Raw genomic sequence first — 20,213 nt, forward strand, 5'->3', positions numbered from 1 at the left:
ATCTTTAATTTAACACAAGTACTTCATTATCACCGAAGTTATCATAGCTGGAGGTAATTACCTTTTCACCCGGCTTTAAGCCTTCCAGCACTTCGAAGTTCTCAGGGTTTTTACGCCCAAGTCTTATTTTTCTACGTTCCGCAGAAGAACCATCTTCACTTACTACAAACACCCAGTTACCACCAGTATCTTTGTAAAAGCCACCTACAGGTAATAGTAATTCTTCTGAAGACTGACCTAATTCAATTCTTAATCTTAAGGATTGACCTCTTCTTATTCCTTCCGGAGAATCACCTTCAAACTCCATATCTACTTCAAATCTACCGTTAGTAATAGTCGGGTATATGTAAGTGATCACCAGTTTGTAATCCTTATTAGCAAAAGTGGTAGTAGCATTTAAGCCGGTAGAAATTCTAGGTAGGTAAAGTTCATCTATAGGAACTCTCACCTTATAACTTCCAATCTTATCTACCTGACCAAGCCTCTGCCCCTGACTCACCGCCTGACCTTCAAACAAAGGAGGTGTTGAAAGCTGACCGTTTATTGGTGACTTAATGGTAAGGTTATCCAAGATCTGACCAACGCCTTCTAAACTCTGAGTCATTCTTCTTTCAGAACGGTTCAGCTGAGTAAGCTGTCTCACACGAGATAATGAATCATTCTTATAGCTGGTATAAGTAATCTTTCTACGCTTAAGGTTATAGTTATAATCTGCTTCTGTCTGCTCAAACTCCTGCTTGCTGATCAGCTTCTTACCATATAACATTTTCTGTCTGTCATACTGAGGCTTTAGCTTAGCGAGCTCGTTATCTATCTGAGCCAGAGTTTGTTGCTGCTGCAAGTCATTCTGTTCCAGAGAAAGTCTGGTCTGGCGAACACGGTTGATACTTTCGTTCAAACCTGCTTCTTGAGAAAGTACGCTCAGCTCTCTGTTAAGGTTAGATAGCTCCACTATGACATCGCCTTTTTCAAGCATTGCTCCACTTTCTTTGTATACCTTCTTGATGTTACCACCTTCAATGGCATCAAGGTAGAAGGTAACGCTCGGTTCTACGGTTCCGGTCTGAGGTATCCTTTCCTGAAATATTCCCCTTTTCACTGATGATATAGTGATTTTATCTTTCTCTACTTTCAGTTTGGATCTTCTATCAGCAAATACCAAAAGATAGAATATAAAGCCTACTACTACAGCGGCTCCACCGATCGTGGCTAACTTTTTAAGTGTCCACTTCTTTTTCTTGATTTTCCGGTCCATTCAGACTTATTTATTTGAGTTCGAAATCTCATTTGCCAACAAGTGTGCCAAATACCCCTAACCCCTCTCAGGGCATATTTATGACCGGTCGCCTAGTCCGCCTACGTTCATTCATGAACGTGATCGTCCGCCACCGAACAATAAAGTGAACGATAATATTGTGAGCTGATTAAAATTTAATTAACATAATGCCTCAATAAGCTGAATAACAAGGCATTCTTTAATTATGAGTCATTGTGAACGCCAAAGAGGTATCAACTTTGCCTAGTAATCAGCATATTATAAATTAATTCATGTACACATGGTTGAAAAAAGTGAAAAGATAGGCCGCATACTTATTGTTGATGACAATGAAGACTTATTAAAGGCAGCGAAAATTTTCTTAAAGCGTCATTTTGCGCAGGTAGATCTGGAGAAAAACCCTCAATCCATACCTGCCCTCATCACCAATGATGACTATGATGTGATCTTGCTGGACATGAATTTCACTAAAGATGTAAGTAGTGGTAAGGAAGGATATTATTGGTTGGAGAAGATCCTTGAAATAGATCCGTCTGCAGTAGTGGTGCTAATTACAGCTTATGGTGATGTACAGATGGCCGTAAAAGCCATAAAGGCCGGAGCTACAGACTTCGTTTTAAAACCATGGGAGAATGAAAAATTACTAGCCACTCTTTTCTCTGCTATGAAATTAAGGCAAAGCTTACAACAGGTGGAAGACCTTATGACCAAGCAAAAGGAAATCAACCTGCAGATTAACTCGAAGTATGAGAATATCATAGGTCAAAGCCCGGCCATCAGAAGAGTATTCGAAACTATAGACCGTGTAGCTGCTACGGATGCCAATGTTTTGATTCTAGGAGAGAATGGAACCGGTAAAGAATTGGTTGCCAGAGCTATACATAACAATTCAGGTCGTAAAGATCAGGTTTTCGTTAATGTAGATTTAGGTTCAGTTAGCGAAACACTATTTGAAAGTGAGCTTTTTGGGCATAAGAAGGGTTCATTTACAGATGCCAAGGAAGATAGAGCCGGTCGTTTTGAAATTGCCAACAATGGAACCTTATTTTTAGATGAAATAGGCAACCTGTCCCTGCCACTTCAAGCCAAGCTGCTCACTGCCATTCAGAACCGAAGGGTAAGCCGTGTAGGATCAAACAAAGAAGTAAATATTGATATCCGCTTAGTCTGCGCCACTAACATGCCGCTGTATGATATGGTGAAAGACAATAAGTTCAGGCAAGATTTACTTTACCGCATCAACACCATTGAAATAGAACTACCTCCACTACGAGATAGACTGGAAGATATACCGCTATTGGCAGAACATTTTCTAAAACAATACTCACAGAAATATGGCAAACCAGCACTGAAGATTAGTGATGGAGCCACCAGCAGAATGCAGAAGCACAGCTGGCCGGGAAACATTAGAGAATTACAACATGCCATAGAACGTGCCGTAATTATGAGCGGATCTCAGGTACTTCAGCCAGAAGATTTTAACTTTAACGCGCAGCCGCAAAACAGCATGGAAGGTGAAAATGTAATGCTGGATCAATTTAAACTGGAAGACGTAGAAAAAATCCTGATAAGAAAAGTGCTTAAGAAATACAACGGAAATATTACCCAGGCGGCTTCAGAGCTAGGCCTAACCAGATCATCACTCTATAGAAGATTAGAAAAGTATGGTCTATAAGGATTTTAGATTTAAAGTAGCTCTTAGAGTTATCCTTTTGGGTATCACTATGGCTATTTTCACTTATTGCATTCAGTCTTCCACACTCTTTATTACAGGTCTCATCATTGGTATCATTGTGTTGCTAGAGCTGATTGAGATCTTTCACTTTATTTCTAACACTAACCGGAAGCTCACCAGATTTCTGGAATCTGTAAAGTATTCAGATTTCGCCTCTGGCTTCTCGTCTGATAACAAATTAGGCCAAAGTTTTAAAGACCTTAATCAGGCGTTTAACGAGGTACTGGAGGCCTTCAGAAAAGCTCGCTCTGAAAAAGAAGAGCACCTTCAATATCTGCATACGGTTGTAGAGCATGTAAGTACTGGACTTATGTCTTTTGATGATCATGGCAAAGTAGAGTTAATGAATGCTACAGCCAAGCGCTTTCTAAAAGTAGATCAGCTCCGCAACATTGAAGAGCTCATTGCCAAGCAGTCTCGCCTTTATAAAGTTTTGTTTGACTTGCCCACCGGCAAAAGCACCTTATTCCGCAGTGAAGGAGATGTACAACTCGCCGTGCATGCAACCGAACTTATTCTGCGAGGCAAAAAGATTAAGCTGGTTGCGCTACAAAACATTCAACCAGAACTTCAAAAGAAAGAACTAGAAGCCTGGCAAAACTTAACGCGCGTGCTCAGACATGAGATCATGAATAGCATTACCCCAATTGCGTCACTCACCTCCACCATGAAAGACATTCTTATGGAGGACTTAACCAAGCAGGAGGATCATTATACATTGATTGAAGAAACGGTAGAAGACCTACAGGACGGTCTGGGTACCATAGAAGGCAGAAGCCAGGGCCTGATAAAGTTCATTGATGCCTACCGAGATTACACGTCCATTCCTTTGCCTCAGGTGAAGGTTATAAAAGTGAGCCACCTGTTGGAGCACATTTCACAGTTGATGAAAGTAGAGATTAAAAAGGCCAATGTTCATTACTCCTGCGAAGTGAACGATGAAAGTCTGGAGCTTAATATAGATGAAGAGTTAATAGAGCAAGTGCTTATCAATCTCATAAAAAATGCCATTGAAGCGCTGGAGGAAACGGAAAAACCAACAGTAGCCGTATCTGCTTATACAGATTCAAATAGCAACATTATTATTTCAGTAAGAGACAATGGCCCAGGTATAATAAGAGAAGCTTTAGATCAGATTTTCATACCGTTCTATTCCACTAAGAAGCGTGGCTCCGGCATTGGACTGAGTCTTTCGCGGCAGATCATGCAGCTACATAATGGATCACTGAGTGTAGACTCTGAGCCTAACGAATTCACAGAATTCACACTAACATTCTAATATCTAATTGCGCTTCGATTTTAAGAAAGGTATCCATTCGCCACCATGAAATCCGGAGAAATCTCTGAGGAACATGACATAGTTAGGCCTGAATGGAACGATTTTGAGCATTATTCCCACCTCTTCAGGGCTATTATCGCCTTTTCGGGTGTTACATCGCTTACATGCGGTCACCAAATTATTCCAGGTAGACTTACCTCCTTTTGAGCGAGGGATAACATGATCGAGGGTGAGGTCTTTGCGCGTTCCACAATATTGGCAGGCAAAGCCATCTCTCTTGAACACGTTTTGGCGGGTAAGCGCTACCCCCTTATAAGGCACATGTACGTATCTGATTAAGCGAATAACCGAAGGCATTGGAAAACTCTGCGACACAGAATGAAGCTTATGCCCATTGGCAGAAGCCACTAACTCCGTTTTCTTAGTGTAGGTAAGAAGAAAGGCTCGCTGAACTGTACATACCGAAATAGGACTAAAATCCTGGTTTAAAACTAACACCTTACGGTTCATCCTCTTAAGTTAAGCCGTATCCTTTATGAAAGCAAAGGCAGAGGATAATTTAATCTTTAATAATTCGCCTTATTGAAGATAATTGGTGCGAGTATGTATTGGTTTCTTTGTTCAGAATTCCTTGTTCATCAAGGGTGTCTATACGCACCATTCCTGATGCATGAATGATATCTTTTTGGTTAAGAATTAAGCCAACATGGATGATGGTACCCTTGTCATTTTGGAAAAACGCCAGATCTCCTGGCTTAGATTCTTCCACTGAGGCTACGGCACTTCCTGCCTTTACCTGCTGAGACGAATCCCGCGGCAAGGTATATCCGCAAATTCTAAAAATGATTTGAGTAAACCCTGAGCAGTCAATACCAAACGGAGAACGACCACCCCACAAGTAAGGTGCATTAAGATATTTACAGGCTATTTGCTTTAGAAAATCAAATTCTCGCTTCTGACTCAGGCTTTTGCTTTCACCATTAAAAGCCAGCTGCTCCTCCACCTTAAAAATTTCATTGGTAGAGATAGGCAAGATGCTACCCATCACGATAGGCAGCTGATGTTTTTTATATAATATGCTGGAAGACAGCTCTGTACAGATTTTATAATCTACATTATTAATCTGATTAAAATACTCATCTGAAATGCGGGTATGCTGCTTGGCATCTAACCAACCTTCGTATTTATCAAAATGGATTAATATTTTAAGCCACTTTTTATCTTTAGATACTTCAGTTACCGTATAGTGCTCTCCAAAAAGTAATTCAGTAACAATTTCACTCTTGTCACTACCTTCTTTTCTTACCGGAACAACACTAAGCCTGCAAATACCTTTTTCTTCTATTTCCATAGTAGATCAGTATTTTATTTTTTCTAGTTCTCTTTTTACGTCTTTTTCTTTGATGCTGTCCCTCTTATCATGCAGTTTTTTACCCTTAGCCAGCGCTATTTCTAACTTGGCCAAACCACGATCATTAATGAAAAGCCTGCTAGGAATAATAGTTAGACCTTTCTCTGTCATTTTAGTCTCAAGTCTGTCTAACTCTTTTTTCTTTAACAAAAGCTTTCTTTCACGATTAGAATCATGGTTATAGAAAGAACCCTGGGCATATGGCGTAATGTGAATGCCTTTGGCAAACAACTCTCCTTTACTGAAAAAGCAGTATCCATCTAGCAAATTCACTTTACCCTCTCTGATGGATTTTATCTCAGTACCCTTCAACGCCATACCAGCTATAAAAGTATCTATAAACTCATACTCATACCTGGCTTTTCGGTTCTTTATATTAATATTATTAGAAAATCTTGTCTTTTCTTTCGTCATAATCACTCAAAGGTAGAAAAAATCTCTTTTATGCGATCTTTTTTTAAAATCTTTTGACCGGTAATTCCTGTCGCTATTAGCCTATCTCCTACTTTAACCTCATAATCGCATATAAGTTCATTCTTTTGTAATGACTTTATAGTTACGGAGATATCGATTTTCTGTCCAACGAAAGCAGGAGATAAATGTTTAATTTCCAGTTGAGTACCTATTCCCTCCTCATCATCATCCTTCATTTCCAGCACGAACAGTCGTGATGCATATTCTATCTCTCTGGCTAAAGTGAAAGTAGAACACACGTAGTGAACCACTTCACCGTGAAATGAGGCCACATCATCTGGCAATATCTCTTTGCTATACATTTTGATATCGCCAGGCTGAAATATGTTTTTCATGAAATTAAATCTTCATTCTAGCCATAGGGCTAATATCTAACTCACTGAACTGTTTATTAAGATATTTAAAATGTGCCGCAATAGCAATCATACCAGCGTTATCGGTGCAATATTGAAAGTCAGGCACGTATACATTCCAGCCCTTATCTTTAGCCAGATTATCAAGCTCTGTTCTCAGACCGCTGTTAGCAGAAACACCACCTGCAATAGCTATCTCTCTGATGCCCGTTTCATTACTGGCACGCTTCAGCTTTTGCATGAGCATGCGTATTAATGCCTTCTGAAGGCTGGCACAGATGTCATAAAGGTTTTCCTCAATAAAATTGAGGTTCTTTTTCTTATTATCTCGAAGAAAATATAAGAATGCCGTTTTTATACCGCTGAATGAATAATTCAATCCTGGCATTTCCGTATTTGGAAAATCATAGGCATCTGGGTTGCCCATGGCAGCATATTTATCAATTAGTGGACCACCCGGATAAGGAAGATCCAGAAGTTTGGCAGATTTATCGAAGGCCTCCCCTACAGCGTCGTCCTGCGTTTCACCAATTACCTCCATCTCTAAAGCACTCTTCACTACCACCAGCTGGGTGTGGCCTCCACTTACCGTTAAGCAGAGGAAGGGAAACGAGGGCTTAGGGTCATCTATAAAATGGGCCAGTATGTGCGCCTGCATGTGATTTACCTCTATTAGTGGTATATTCAGGCTTAAGGCCATTGATTTAGCAAAGGAAGTACCAACCAAAAGTGCTCCCAGTAGACCAGGACCACGTGTAAATGCTATGGCATCCAACTCCTTCTTATCTACTCCTGCGGTTTCTAAAGCCTCTGCTATTACTGGCACAATGTTCTGTTGATGAGCTCTTGATGCTAATTCTGGCACCACGCCACCATATTTTTCGTGAACCGATTGTGTAGCAATAATATTATTAAGTACTTTGCCGTTTTTAATAATTGCAGCAGAAGTTTCATCGCATGATGATTCTATAGCAAGTATAGTGGGGTTCATTTAATAATCAAATTTGGCGCAAGTTATTAAAAAACGTATTGTTAAAACAATACTTTGGCTTATACTCTCACTTTTTCTACTATTGGTCATAGCGGCTGGCGCAATACAGTTTCCCTATATCCAAACCAAACTGGTCAGCTATATATCAAAACACTATTCTGAGCTCACAGGCTACGATATTTCCATAGAACGCATTGCTATCGACTGGTTTGATGAAATTCAAATAGACGGTCTGCACGTGATAGATCTAGATGATAATCAGCTCATTGGGGCAGATGAAATACACATAGATTTTGACATTAAAGCCTTAATCAATAAGGAAGAGCACAACATTGATAACATCACCCTGCAAAATGCTGATGTCTATCTTACTAAGATAATTGTAAATGATACACTGGAGACTTTAAATATCAATGAATTGATAAGAAGGCTCAGAAAGCAGGCCGAACAGCAATCCGCCGGAAGAGTCTTTATTTCAGCAGACCATGTGTCGCTTATCAATGCGCGTTTTTCTTACCATGACCCTAAAAAGGACTCATTAGAAGATCTGTTTGATTATAATCATTTCACCCTTGCTAATATTAACGGTGAGTTTAACAACCTTACTTCCATTGCGGATACATTAGAATTAAATGTTACTCAGTTAAGCCTGAATGATAGCGTTACTCAACTAAAAGTGAAGGAATTCACGACTAAATTTCGAGTATCTCAAAGCTCCATGGAGTTTCTTGACCTGAAAGCCAAGGTAGGGCAAAGTACCATCCGAGATTCTGTTATTTTTAAATACTCCAGCACCAGAGACCTCAGTGATTTTAACACCAAAGTTAGAATTGATGCCCATCTGAATAATACCATCGTTCATAGTTCTGATTTAGCACTATTCGCATCGCCTATGAGGGGTGTTAGAGATATTTATCAGCTCAGTGGCAACTTCAATGGAAGGATCTCTTCTTTTACCTTTGATAACGCCAACCTTAAATTCGGCCAAGGCACCGCTTTAAAAGGTACCATCAGGATGGATGGATTGCCAAACATAGCAGAGACCTTTATAAACTTTGACCTCAGCAACTCATACGTGAGAGTGACAGACCTTAAGGATTATGTGAAGAAGAAAACCTATGCACGTCTCAGCCCTTTTGACAGGATAAGCTTTAGTGCTGAGTTTTTAGGTTTCCCAAATGACTTTGTAGCCAATGGAGACTTTTTCACCACGTATGGACGCATTACATCGGATATTAACCTCAAGCTGGAAGAAGATATCAACCAGTCAGATTACAGTGGTAAACTCATCATGGAAGAGTTTGACCTCGGTGGTTACTCAGGTAATAAGCTGTTTCAAAACGTATCTCTACGTGGAGAAATTAAGGGTAAAGGCTTCACTCTTGAAGACGCCAATTTTGACCTGAAGGGTAAGATAGATAAAATAGGCATAAATGGTTATGAATATTCTAACGTACAAACTGATGCCCGCTTCGCTAAAGAATTCTTCCAGGGATTCATGAAAATAAATGATCCTAACTTGAAACTAACCACCACTGGCTCTATCGATTTAAGAAAAGGAATAAACATTTTCAACGTAGAGGCTGATCTGGACACTGCCTTTTTTAAGCCATTGAACATCTCTAAGAAGGACTTATTCATTTCCAGCGAGATCAATGTAAATGCCCGTGGACTTCAGCTAGATAGCATCATTGGAATTGCTGATTTACATCACTCTCAGGTCATATACAATGGCCAATCTCTGTATGTAGATTCACTACAGATAGTTTCTGAAAAGAAACAGGGCATTCGGCAGGTCACTTTGGAAACAGATTTGGTAGATACAAAAATTAACGGAATTTTTGATTTCACCGTAGTATACAACGACTTTAAAACCCTTTTAAAAGAATATAAACTTAACCTTCAAAACGACAAAGAGGCCATTAAACGCTACTATGCTCAAAAAGACGATACGGATCATAAAGACTATAAATTAGAATACAGCATTGACCTAAAAGACCCAAATCCGATTTTACAACTCTTTTATCCTGACCTATATATTTCTGATTTAGAGCCCATTACAGGAAATATAGTCGGTGGTTACACTTCTATCTTATCCATAAATACGCACTTCGATTCTTTGATTTACAAAGAAGATGAATACATAGATTCAGAACTACAGATCAACGTTTCCAAAATATCTGACAGCACCAATGTACTTGCCATGGGTTACGTTAACTCTCAAAATCAGGTGATCTCAGGTATAGAAACGCGTAACCTCATTATGGAAGCCATCTGGAATAATAAGCATATTGATTTTGAATTTGATATTGACCAGGTGAAATATGCCAACTATGCAAGACTGTTTGGAGCCATTGATTTCGAACCAGATCTGACTCTTATAAAACTGTTACCCTCTGATCTTCAAATCCTTGATAAATTTTGGGTGCTCGACAAAGACAACCTAATATCCATTACCAATGATAGTATTGTGGTAGATGATCTGCGAATATTCAACAATTATCAAAGCATATCTGCCGATGGCAAAATCTCTCACAACCCTGATGACATTCTTTCAATTAGGGTAGATAGTGTTCACCTTGAGAACTTGAACTCTGTACTGTCCAAGAACCTGGCAGGTCTGGTAATTGGAAAAGCAGATATTCAAAATTATTATGAGGATATGCGAATAGAGAGCGATGTAAAGATCAGAGATTTTACTATTGAAGATTTCCTGATTGGTAATATCGAAGGCGTCAATTCATGGGATAATGAAGAGAAATTATTCAACTTAAAACTACTTGTAAACAGACTGAAGAAAAATATCCTCTCTATTAACGGCAACTACTCTCCTGACAAGGAGAAAGACCCCTTAAATGTAAGAGCAGAACTTAAAAACACTGAAATCAATGCCTTAGAGCCATTTTTTAACAGCTTCTTTACAGAGATAGACGGAACAGCCACCGGCACATTACTCATCACAGGCACTCCTTATGAGCCCATCATTAATGGAGAAGGCCTACTTAACGACGCTAAGCTTCACGTCAACTACCTGAATACTAACTATTCACTGGAAGGAGGCTTTTATTTCGAGCAGAATAAAATAGGCTTCAGAAATGTGGCTGTAAAAGATAGTCGAAATCAGAATGCCACTGTAGACGGTTACTTTTACCATTCTAACTTCAAAGATTTCGCCATCAACCTTAATGGCTCGCTAAACAATTTTATGGTACTCAACACCAGCAGCACTGATAACGACCTTTTCTATGGAACAGGAATAGCTTCAGGCACAGTAGATTTCATTGGCCCTATTAACAATATGAGTATTAATGCTCAAGCCACCAGTGAGAAAGGGACCAGAATATTTATTCCAATCGGAGATTCTGAAAGCATAGAAAAAGAAGAGTATATCAATTTTGTTGATTTTGAAGACACTACCCGAACCCAGGTAATTGAAAACATTGGAAAGGTAGACTTAAATGGCCTTAAGCTTAATTTCGATTTGAATATAACCCCTGATGCGTATTGCGAAATCATTTTTGATATTAAATCAGGAGATATTATCAGAGGTCGTGGAAATGGCGATATCAAGCTACAAATAGACACCAAAGGTGATTTTAATATGTTTGGTGATTATGTCATTCAGGAAGGTGGTTATAACTTCACCTTATATAGCATCATTAATAAGGAATTTGAAATACTCCCTAACAGCCGAATTACCTGGTATGGAGACCCTTACAAAGGTATTCTGGATATAAAGGCTACCTACAATCAGCTGGCATCCTTCTTACCATTGCTAGTGCAGCAGGAAACAGACAAAGTATATGAAGAGGTAGTAGAGCTAAAGCGAAAGTACCCGGTAAAAGTATATCTGGACATAGATGGTCCACTTTTATCTCCTATGGTAAACTTTGATATTTTATCCACCAACTTGCCTAGAAATATAAAAGTAGCCGAGAGGCCAGACGTAGATCTTGAATTTGAATTCCTAAAATTTAAGAACAGCATCGATGAACAAGAACTTAAGCGTCAGGTATTTAGCTTAATTGTTTTGAGGAGATTCTCACCGCTTCAATCATTTAACACGGGAGGTTCCATTACCAGTAGTGTGAGTGAATTACTTTCTAATCAGCTCAGCTATTGGATCACTCAGGTAGATGAAAACCTGGAAATAGATCTGGATGTCGACTTCGATAAATTTGATGAAGAAGCCTACAACACTTTCCAACTAAGACTCAGCTACACCTTTTTGGATGGAAGACTAAGGGTAACAAGAAATGGTGGCTTCGGCAATCAAACCAGTGGCACCGATATTTCCAGCATAGCGGGTGACTGGACTCTTGAATACATTTTAACCCCTGATGGCAAATTCAAAGCTAAAATGTATAACCGAACTAACTACAACCCCATTAACCCGACTGACGAAAATAGAAACACCATAACTACAGGCTTTAGCATCACCCACACCCAGAGCTTTGATGAACTCAAAGAATTATTTTCTAAAGGAGACAAGAAGCGAAAGCAAAACAAGCAGGATGAGAATGAAGAAGACGAGGAAAATGAGGACGACACTAAGGACGATACTGTTAACAAAGAAGGCGTAAGAGATGAGGACGATGGGTCTAATTAAATATCTAACACTCCTTCTCGTTAGTATTTCAAGTTTGGCTAATGCCCAGGATACGTTACATCAAAACAGGCGGCTCAAACCTCTGATTATCACCTCTGCGGGCGCCTATGCAGTAACTCTGGTTGGGTTAGATAGGCTTTGGTACTCAGATTTTGAAAGGGAATCCTTTCACTTTTTTAATGATAACCATGAATGGAATCAGGTAGACAAAGTAGGACATTTCTACTCAGCATTTCACATCTCTTCTGGAAGTCATCACATTCTTCAGTGGGCAGGTGTTTCAAATAAAAAGGCCGAACTGTGGGGTGCACTTACCAGTGTAATTGTGATGACGCCAATAGAAATATTTGATGGCTTTTCCAGTGCCTATGGAGCCTCTTATGGAGATCTAATTGCCAACTCATCCGGGACATTATTCTTCTATGGGCAACAAAAGCTGTGGGGGGAGATCAGATTACAACCTAAAATATCCTTTAGAAAATCTGGATACGCTGATCTACGTCCTAATGTACTAGGTAGTAATCTGCCAGAGCAAATGCTGAAAGACTATAACGGCCAGACTTATTGGCTTTCTGCTAACCTCTCTAAATTCATTCATGGCAACTTCCCGAAGTGGCTCAACCTGGCAGTGGGCTACGGAGCTACAGGCATGGTGGCAGCCAGTGAAGATCAAAATCAGGAATTAGGCTATCATTCATCCCGACAGTACTATCTTTCTATAGATCTGGATTTTAGTGAATATGAATCTAAGTCTAAGTTTATCAACTCTTTACTTTACGTAGTGAGCATGATAAAAATACCTTCCCCTACTCTAGCACTTAATAGACAAGAATTAAAATTCCATTTTATCTACTAAAAAGTGAAATTTTTTATAAATTCATTCTCTTAACCAAAACGGAATTAGAAAATGGATCTTAATGCATTCATGCAATCTTACGCAGATGAAATTGGCGGCGAATATTCCGAATACGACAGTAAAACCTCAATTATTATTGTTCCACTTAGCGATGAACGTTTTCAAACTGTATTAGGTAAACTTAAATACAGCCCAAGGTTCGACCGACTAAGTATCGAATTCGTGTCTAAAGTATGCCAGCTAGAAGAGAAAATGGACTTAAGAGGCCTTTTGGAAGAAAACTCCAACCTCATCCACTCTCGCTTTGTCATTTCTGACAACTACATTAATGTAGAAGCCTCGAATTTTGTGGATAGTGCCACAGAAGAGATACTGAAGGAAATCATTCAGGAAGTAGCCAATGTGGCTGATGAATATGAGTTTAAGCTAACCGGCGAAGACGTTCACTAAAACAACGAGCTATAGAAACAACTTTACTTTAATCATTAATTACGTAGTTTTGCCTTAAATATAAGTTGCCTTATCGCTTCGTAAGAAGAGGAAAGTCCGGGCAGCGTAGGGCATCGTACTTCCTAACGGGAAGGGCTTTTCTACGGAAAAGTACAGACAGTGCCACAGAAAACAAACTACCTTGGTTCTGCCAGGGAAAAGGTGAAAAGGTGAGGTAAGAGCTCACCGCCCCAATGGTGACTGCGGGGGCACGGTAAACCTTACGAGCTGAAAGATCAAATATGTTATACTTGCCTTAGGGCAGTGGGGCGGCTCGTCCTATTCTTTGTAGGTATAACGGGTAGATCGATGGATCTTTATAGTGATGTAAAGGCTAGATAAATGATAAGGCCCGATTTATCGGTGACAGAACCCGGCTTATAGACTTATATTTTTTTACTATTTTAGCAATGCCATCATTCTCAAACTTTGAGATGGTGGCATTGTTATTTTATAAAGAATATAATATGCCAAAGATATTAATCATTGATGATGAGCAAAGCATCAGAAATACGCTAAAAGAAATTTTAGAGTATGAAAAGTATGATGTAGATGAAGCTAAAAATGGTGAAGAAGGCCTTAAGAAGCTCACCAAAGAGAAGTTCGACGCTGCATTATGTGATATAAAAATGCCCAAAATGGATGGCCTTGAAGTACTTGAAAAGGCCGTGGAACAAGGAGTTGACACCCAGTTTATCATGATCAGTGCTCATGGCACTATTGAAACTGCTGTAGAAGCTACTAAAAAAGGTGCTTACGATTTTATTCAAAAGCCACCAGATCTTAATAGACTTTTAGTGACTTTAAGGAATGCTTTGGACAAGTCTACCCTTGTGAATGAAACCAAAGTTCTCAAAAAGAAGATATCTAAAACCTTTGATATTGTAGGTGAATCTGAGGCAATTTCACAGGTAAAAGAAACCATTGAAAAAGTGGCCCCTACTGAAGCCCGTGTATTAGTTACTGGTGAAAACGGAACTGGTAAAGAGCTGGTAGCCAAATGGATACATGAAAAAAGCAATCGTTCTAAAGGACCTTTGGTAGAGGTAAACTGTGCAGCAATACCTTCTGAACTAATCGAAAGTGAGCTTTTCGGTCATGAAAAAGGGGCTTTTACATCTGCGGTAAAGCAGCGTATCGGCAAATTTGAACAGGCCAATAGTGGCACTCTGTTTCTTGATGAAATAGGTGACATGAGTTTATCTGCTCAAGCCAAAGTGCTTCGCGCCTTGCAGGAAAATAAGATTACCAGAGTAGGTGGTGATAAAGAAATTAAGGTAAATGTAAGAATAGTTGCCGCTACTAATAAGGACTTAAAAGCGGAAATAGCAGAAAACAAATTCAGAGAAGATTTATACCATAGACTTAGTGTTATTTTGATCAAGGTCCCTGCCTTGAGAGACCGCAAGGACGACATCCCTCTTTTAGTTGGGAAATTCCTGAATGACATAGCTATGGAATACGGCACCAAACCAAAGGATGTTTCTCCTAAAGCCATTACCCTGCTTCAATCTCATGACTGGACAGGCAACATTCGTGAGCTAAGAAATGTGGTAGAAAGACTTATAATCATGTCTGGAGCTACAATTACGGAAGAAGAAGTGGCGAAGTATGCTGATATTAAGAGTTAATACATGAGAAAAACCATAATAATTGCAATTCTCAGCGGAGTATTCAGTGTATCTGCACTGGCTAAAAACCCAGATATCTCTTACACGGTTTCTATGGCGAATCCATCATCCCACACTTTTCATATTGAGATGATGTGCAAAAATCTAAAAATGGATTCTGCCATATTTAACCTGCCAGTTTGGACTCCTGGATATTACCAAATCATGGATTTTCCAGATAGAATTCAGAATATAGTTGCTTATGAAGGGGATAAAAAAATTGGCATAAGTAAAATTGGCAAAAACTCATGGCTTGTTGACACTAAGAAGCTTTCATCCTTAAAGCTCTCTTATGATGTATTAACTGAAAAGGAATTTGTAGCTGAATCTTATCTTGATGAAGAAAGAGGCTATATCATTCCAGGTGCACTTTTTATTTTCCCAAAAGGCAAACTGGAAAGTAACATAACTATTCAAGTTGATAAACCAAGTCAATGGAAAGATATTGCCACTGGGCTTACCGAAATCAAGGAGAATACTTATACTGCACCTAATTACGATGTTCTATATGACAGCCCTATTCTCATTGGTAACTTAAAACACCTACCTTCTTTTGAAATAAAGGGAATACCTCATTATTTCTCGGGGTATAATATGGGTGATTTTAATGAGCAAGATTTCATGGATGATCTCAAAAAGATTATTGAAGTTACGTCTAATATGATTGGTGATATACCTTATGAACATTATTCATTTATTGGTATTGGTGCAGGTAGAGGTGGTATAGAACATCTTAACTCCACCACGGTAAGTTTTTCTGGTAACAGTCTAAAAACTAGAGATGGGAAGCTCAAAACACTATTCTTTCTTTCTCATGAGTATTTTCATCATTACAATGTAAAGCGAATTAGACCAGTAGAATTAGGACCTTTTGATTATAATCAGCCAAATAGAACTAATATGTTATGGGTTTCAGAAGGTCTTTCTGTCTACTATGAATATTTAATGGTGAAAAGGGCCAATCTGTGTTCTGAAGAAGAGCTCTTGAAAGCCTTTTCCAATAACGTTACGGCTTATGAAAATGACCCAGGAAAAATATACCAGTCACTGGCATCTGCCAGCTATGAAACATGGCAAGACGGTCCCTTCGGGCAAACGGACAACAAAGAGGATAAAGGCATCTCCTATTACCAGAAAGGTCCGATAGTAGGTTTATTCCTTGACTTTAAAATTAGGCATGAAACTAATAATCAATTCTCTTTAGATGATGTGATGAGATATTTATATAATGAATTTTATATAAAGAAAAATAGAGGCTTTACTGAAGAAGAACTGAGGGAAGTATGTGAAAAATATGCCTCCTCCAATTTAGATCAGTTTTTCAAGTACATCTACACTACGGAACCTCTTGATTATAAAACGTTTCTTGGATATGCTGGTTTGAAACTAAATTCTGATGAAAATGGGAAGTATCAACTTAAAAGAATGGATAATCTCACCCCAGATCAGCAGAAAATATTCGATTCCTGGGTCTCAGTGAAGTAGTGTTAAATTACAATTAAATTAATTTCAACAAAATATAAACCTCATATTATCAAACGTTTAATATGAGGTTTTTTCTTAACCCAATCTATTTTTTGCGTTAAACATAGGGCAAACTCCGTTTCGTTGATTTGCAGTAAAATAAAATCAACGAAATCAACCCATTTATGAGACTCAAAAACAATTACTTAGTAATCATTGCTATAGCTATCCTAGGTGTGATAGCCAGTTGTAAAGATGAAATTACGGAGGTAACAGAAATCATTAACAATGACACTACTATTGTTGTGAATAATGACACCACTATCATCATTCACAACGACACCACTATTAACATTGTGCAGACTGATCAAATGTTTGCCAATAAGTCTAACTTATCTCCTCTTGTTTCTATCAAGCCACAGTTCAATTATATAAATGCCTATTCTTTAATAAGCACTATTGATAATGTAGATGGTTTTCATCTTGCGGGTTCTGCTGATGGATCTGGTTTAGTTAAAGATGGAGATGGATATATTTTCTTGGTAAACTGCGAAGACCATTACTCTGTAGCTAGAATCAGATTAGATGAGAACCTTAATCCTGTTAAAGGTGATTATCTATTAAATTCAGGAGTTGCTGATTTCGCGAGACAATGTTCAGCTACTATGTGGGAAGCTGCAATCCATGGTGGTGATAAAGATATATTCCTTTCTGCTTCTGAAAGCATTCACAACATTGTAAAAGGTATTGATCCTTATATTGAAACTCCTACCCCGACAGCTGATTTTGGCTTACCTGCGTTAGGTCAGTTTTCATGGGAAAATGCAGTTCCACTTCCTAAAGATGCTTACAGCGGATCAACAGTTATCATCGGTGGTGATGATGATTCTAGTGGTTCTGAAGGTCAATTAGTAATGTACAAATCTGATGCTTCCGATGCTGACCTGGAAGACGGTGAGGTTTATGTTTTGAGACTAAAGGATGCTACAGAATCTAGCAACGAGGGTGACTTAGACTTTGGAGTTACTTATGATGTAGAATTTGCTCAAGTATCTGCTCCTGAGGTTAGCACGCATGGAGAATATGAAACAGCATCTATCAATGCTCATGCTTTACAATTCATGAGAGTTGAAGACGTGGACTACGGAAAAGGATCTGAAGAAGCATCTAGAATAGTATATTTTAACGTTACTGGTAGAGGTCCTGGTGCTGGTACTTATAATGACTGGGGCACTGTTTATAAATTAGAGTTAGATGAAGAGTCTCCTATGACTGGTAAATTGACACAGATCATCAGCGGGAATACTAACACTAACAACAATGATGGAAACCTGGCTATGTTACAAAGCCCTGATAACATCTGTGTTACTGAAAATTTCATATATATTCAGGAAGATCCAAATTCATTTGATAGAGGTCACCCGTCATACATCTATCAGTCTAACCTAAACGGTGAGAACCCTAAGGTGGTACTTGAGCTAGTAGAAAGAAATGACCTTACAGAAGATGGAGACGCTCATAATAGCGGTGAATTCGGAGCTTTAATCGATATATCTGACAAAATCGGTGTTCCTGATGTATTCCTTTTATCCATACAGCCTCACTACTGGAGAAGCGAAAACTTCGAAGGTTTAGATGGAGATGATTGCCCTGACTGTGAAGACAATCAAGGATCTCAAATCGTCATTCTTAGAGGTTTACCAAGATAAGTCAACTCCTAAATCAATATCCTAATAAAAGTGGACTCCTGAAAAGAGTCCACTTTTCTCGTTTTAATAAATCTGAAGTATGAAACAAACTTACTCACTTAGACTTCTTCTAGTGATGACAGTGATCACTCTGGTCTCTTGTCATAATAGCAAAGACACAAATTCACATCTTGAGTTTTTTCAATCATATGCCTCTGCCCAGTATGATAGTTGCATAAGCAACCTTCAAAGGCTAAGTGCTACTAACTCTACAGATGAAAATAAAAACCTTCTAAAAGCCGCTCGCAAGTATTTTAAGAATGTAGAACATTACGCTCTATATATACAGGAAGAAGCTGCGAGAAAAGTAAATGGTCCTGCCCTGCCCGTTTTCCGAGAAGACAATGGAAAAGTATTGCCCCCGGTTGGTTTTCAAATTATGGCAGAACACATATTCTCAGAGGATTACAACCCAAAGCAATTCGAATATGAAATAAATGTAACTATCGGATTTCTAAATACACTTAAAAAACAAACGGCCAATACACCATTCATACCAAAGAGGTATTTCATTTCATCTGAATATCAGCTTTTAAACATCCTAAGCTGGAGCATCACAGGTTTTGACACTCCCACCGCTCAAATTGGTCTAGAAGAAGCTATGAGTTCTTTAAATTCCTTTAAAACCATATATATTCATACCCTTTCAGACACTATTCAATCTATTGATAACTCATTAGATCAGAAACTACAGTCAAGCATTGAAGAAGCGATGAGCTATCTCGCTGAAAACAATGACTTTAAAACATTTAACAGATATAAATTCATAAGAGAAAAATTTAACCCTATAACCAGAACATGGCTTGAAGTACGTAAAGCAAGCGGCTTATGGAAAGATGATCACAGCACAGCATTGAACCTAAATTCACCTACTTTTTTTGAAGAAAACACATTCAACATTGATAATTTTAGATCATCAGCTAATCGAGAGCCGTCGGACGCCAAAATTAGGCTGGGTAAACAACTCTTTTTAGATCCCAAACTTTCAAAAAATGGAAAAACAGCTTGTGTAAGTTGTCATATTCCTGAGTATGCTTATAGCGATCAGTTAGCCAAAGCCGTAGACAACAATCAGGTAGAATTAGAAAGAAACACTCCTACCCTCATCAATTCTATCTTCCAACGAAGATTCTTCTGGGATGCAAGGTCTGAAAACATGGAGCAGCAAATAAATAATGTATTTGTTAACAAGAGAGAATTTAATAGTGAAGTACACCAAATCTCTACCGAAATTCTAGATGACTCTACATATGCCAGACAAATGAATGAGGTGTTTGGAAGAGTAAGAAATGATAATTATGATATCATCAAAGCCATTTCTTCATATGTCAGCTCACTCAACAGCTTCAATTCCAAATTTGACCGCAATATGCGAAATGAGGAGTCAACCTTTAGCGATCAAGAGGTTCAGGGCATGAATTTATTTATGGGTAAAGCCTTGTGTGCATCATGCCATTTTGTGCCGCTATTCAATGGCACCGTACCTCCCGTTTACTCTGACACAGAAAGAGAAATTCTAGGTGTACCTGAAGATGCCACAAACAAAAGTTTAGATAATGATATAGGTTTTTACAATGCCTATAAAGAGGATGTTCATAAATATATGTTCAAAACCCCAACCATAAGAAATGTAGAATATACCGCACCATACATGCATAATGGTGCCTACACCACGCTGGAAGAGGTTATGGATTTTTATAACAAAGGTGGAGGAAATGGTCTGGGCTTTAACGTAGAATATCAGACTTTACCGTTTGACTCCTTGAGCCTTTCTAATGAGGATCAACAGGCAATTATTGCCTTTATGAAAACACTTTCAGATCCTATAGAAGCTGAAGCTTATTAGTCCTTTTATAAT

Annotated in this window: 15 protein-coding genes and 1 other RNA gene; 10 read left to right on the forward strand and 6 right to left on the reverse strand. The window is 38.7% G+C overall.

Translation table 11 applies throughout. From position 1 onward, the window contains the following. Positions 1-4 precede the first annotated feature (4 nt). Positions 5-1,255 carry an efflux RND transporter periplasmic adaptor subunit gene (locus LVD16_RS21325; RefSeq protein WP_233770318.1) on the reverse strand — a complete coding sequence of 417 codons (1,251 nt, stop codon included), beginning with the start codon at positions 1,253-1,255 and terminating at the stop codon, positions 5-7. A 301-nt stretch (positions 1,256-1,556) separates the two neighbouring features. Between LVD16_RS21325 and LVD16_RS21330 the strand changes: the two genes are divergently transcribed. Then, positions 1,557-2,951 carry a sigma-54-dependent transcriptional regulator gene (locus tag LVD16_RS21330; RefSeq protein WP_233770319.1) on the forward strand — a complete coding sequence of 465 codons (1,395 nt, stop codon included), beginning with the start codon at positions 1,557-1,559 and terminating at the stop codon, positions 2,949-2,951. Then, positions 2,941-4,290, forward strand: a complete 1,350-nt coding sequence (locus LVD16_RS21335; RefSeq protein ID WP_233770320.1) for a sensor histidine kinase — start codon at positions 2,941-2,943, stop codon at positions 4,288-4,290. Before LVD16_RS21330 ends, LVD16_RS21335 begins: the two co-directional genes overlap by 11 nt. Before the next feature lie 3 nt (positions 4,291-4,293). Here LVD16_RS21335 and LVD16_RS21340 read toward each other — a convergent pair whose 3' ends face one another. Genes LVD16_RS21340 through tsaD form a run of 5 tightly spaced genes read right to left on the reverse strand, consistent with a single transcriptional unit; the run spans position 4,294 to position 7,519 of the window. Continuing rightward, positions 4,294-4,800, reverse strand: a complete 507-nt coding sequence (locus LVD16_RS21340; protein ID WP_233770321.1) for an HNH endonuclease — start codon at positions 4,798-4,800, stop codon at positions 4,294-4,296. Positions 4,801-4,849: 49 nt separating this feature from the next. Then, entirely contained in the window at positions 4,850-5,641 is a 792-nt protein-coding gene (locus LVD16_RS21345; protein ID WP_233770322.1) for a C40 family peptidase, read from the reverse strand. Between the two features lie 6 nt (positions 5,642-5,647). After that, the gene (smpB, locus tag LVD16_RS21350; protein WP_233770323.1) at positions 5,648-6,115 is read right to left on the reverse strand and encodes an SsrA-binding protein SmpB; all 468 of its coding nucleotides are present in this window, start codon (positions 6,113-6,115) and stop codon (positions 5,648-5,650) included. Between the two features lie 2 nt (positions 6,116-6,117). Beyond that, complete coding sequence (locus tag LVD16_RS21355) at positions 6,118-6,510, reverse strand: thioesterase family protein (protein WP_233770324.1); 393 nt, start codon at positions 6,508-6,510, stop codon at positions 6,118-6,120. 4 nt (positions 6,511-6,514) lie between these two features. Next, positions 6,515-7,519 carry a tRNA (adenosine(37)-N6)-threonylcarbamoyltransferase complex transferase subunit TsaD gene (gene tsaD, locus LVD16_RS21360; protein ID WP_233770325.1) on the reverse strand — a complete coding sequence of 335 codons (1,005 nt, stop codon included), beginning with the start codon at positions 7,517-7,519 and terminating at the stop codon, positions 6,515-6,517. Between the two features lie 13 nt (positions 7,520-7,532). On the opposite strand from tsaD, the gene LVD16_RS21365 reads away from it, so the two are divergent. The 8 genes from LVD16_RS21365 to LVD16_RS21400 all read left to right on the forward strand — a co-directional run bounded on the left by LVD16_RS21365 (position 7,533) and on the right by LVD16_RS21400 (position 20,201). Beyond that, a complete protein-coding gene (locus LVD16_RS21365; RefSeq protein WP_233770326.1) occupies positions 7,533-12,128 on the forward strand; it encodes a translocation/assembly module TamB domain-containing protein in 4,596 nt (1,531 codons plus the stop codon). Next, positions 12,115-12,984, forward strand: coding sequence for a DUF2279 domain-containing protein (locus LVD16_RS21370; protein WP_233770327.1), 870 nt, complete (start codon positions 12,115-12,117; stop codon positions 12,982-12,984). The genes LVD16_RS21365 and LVD16_RS21370 overlap by 14 nt, the downstream gene beginning before the upstream one ends. A 51-nt stretch (positions 12,985-13,035) precedes the next feature. After that, a complete protein-coding gene (locus LVD16_RS21375; RefSeq protein WP_233770328.1) occupies positions 13,036-13,434 on the forward strand; it encodes a YbjN domain-containing protein in 399 nt (132 codons plus the stop codon). 57 nt (positions 13,435-13,491) lie between these two features. Beyond that, positions 13,492-13,870, forward strand: an RNA gene (rnpB, locus tag LVD16_RS21380) — RNase P RNA component class A. A 70-nt stretch (positions 13,871-13,940) separates the two neighbouring features. Continuing rightward, positions 13,941-15,104, forward strand: a complete 1,164-nt coding sequence (locus tag LVD16_RS21385; protein WP_233770329.1) for a sigma-54-dependent transcriptional regulator — start codon at positions 13,941-13,943, stop codon at positions 15,102-15,104. Positions 15,105-15,107: 3 nt separating this feature from the next. Beyond that, entirely contained in the window at positions 15,108-16,628 is a 1,521-nt protein-coding gene (locus tag LVD16_RS21390; protein WP_233770330.1) for a M61 family metallopeptidase, read from the forward strand. Between the two features lie 164 nt (positions 16,629-16,792). After that, entirely contained in the window at positions 16,793-18,316 is a 1,524-nt protein-coding gene (locus LVD16_RS21395; protein ID WP_233770331.1) for a hypothetical protein, read from the forward strand. 79 nt (positions 18,317-18,395) lie between these two features. Continuing rightward, a complete protein-coding gene (locus LVD16_RS21400) occupies positions 18,396-20,201 on the forward strand; it encodes a cytochrome-c peroxidase (protein WP_233770332.1) in 1,806 nt (601 codons plus the stop codon). Positions 20,202-20,213: the final 12 nt, after the last annotated feature.

It is taken from the genome of Fulvivirga ligni, from assembly GCF_021389935.1.
GTDB classification, from domain to species: Bacteria; Bacteroidota; Bacteroidia; order Cytophagales; family Cyclobacteriaceae; genus Fulvivirga; species Fulvivirga ligni.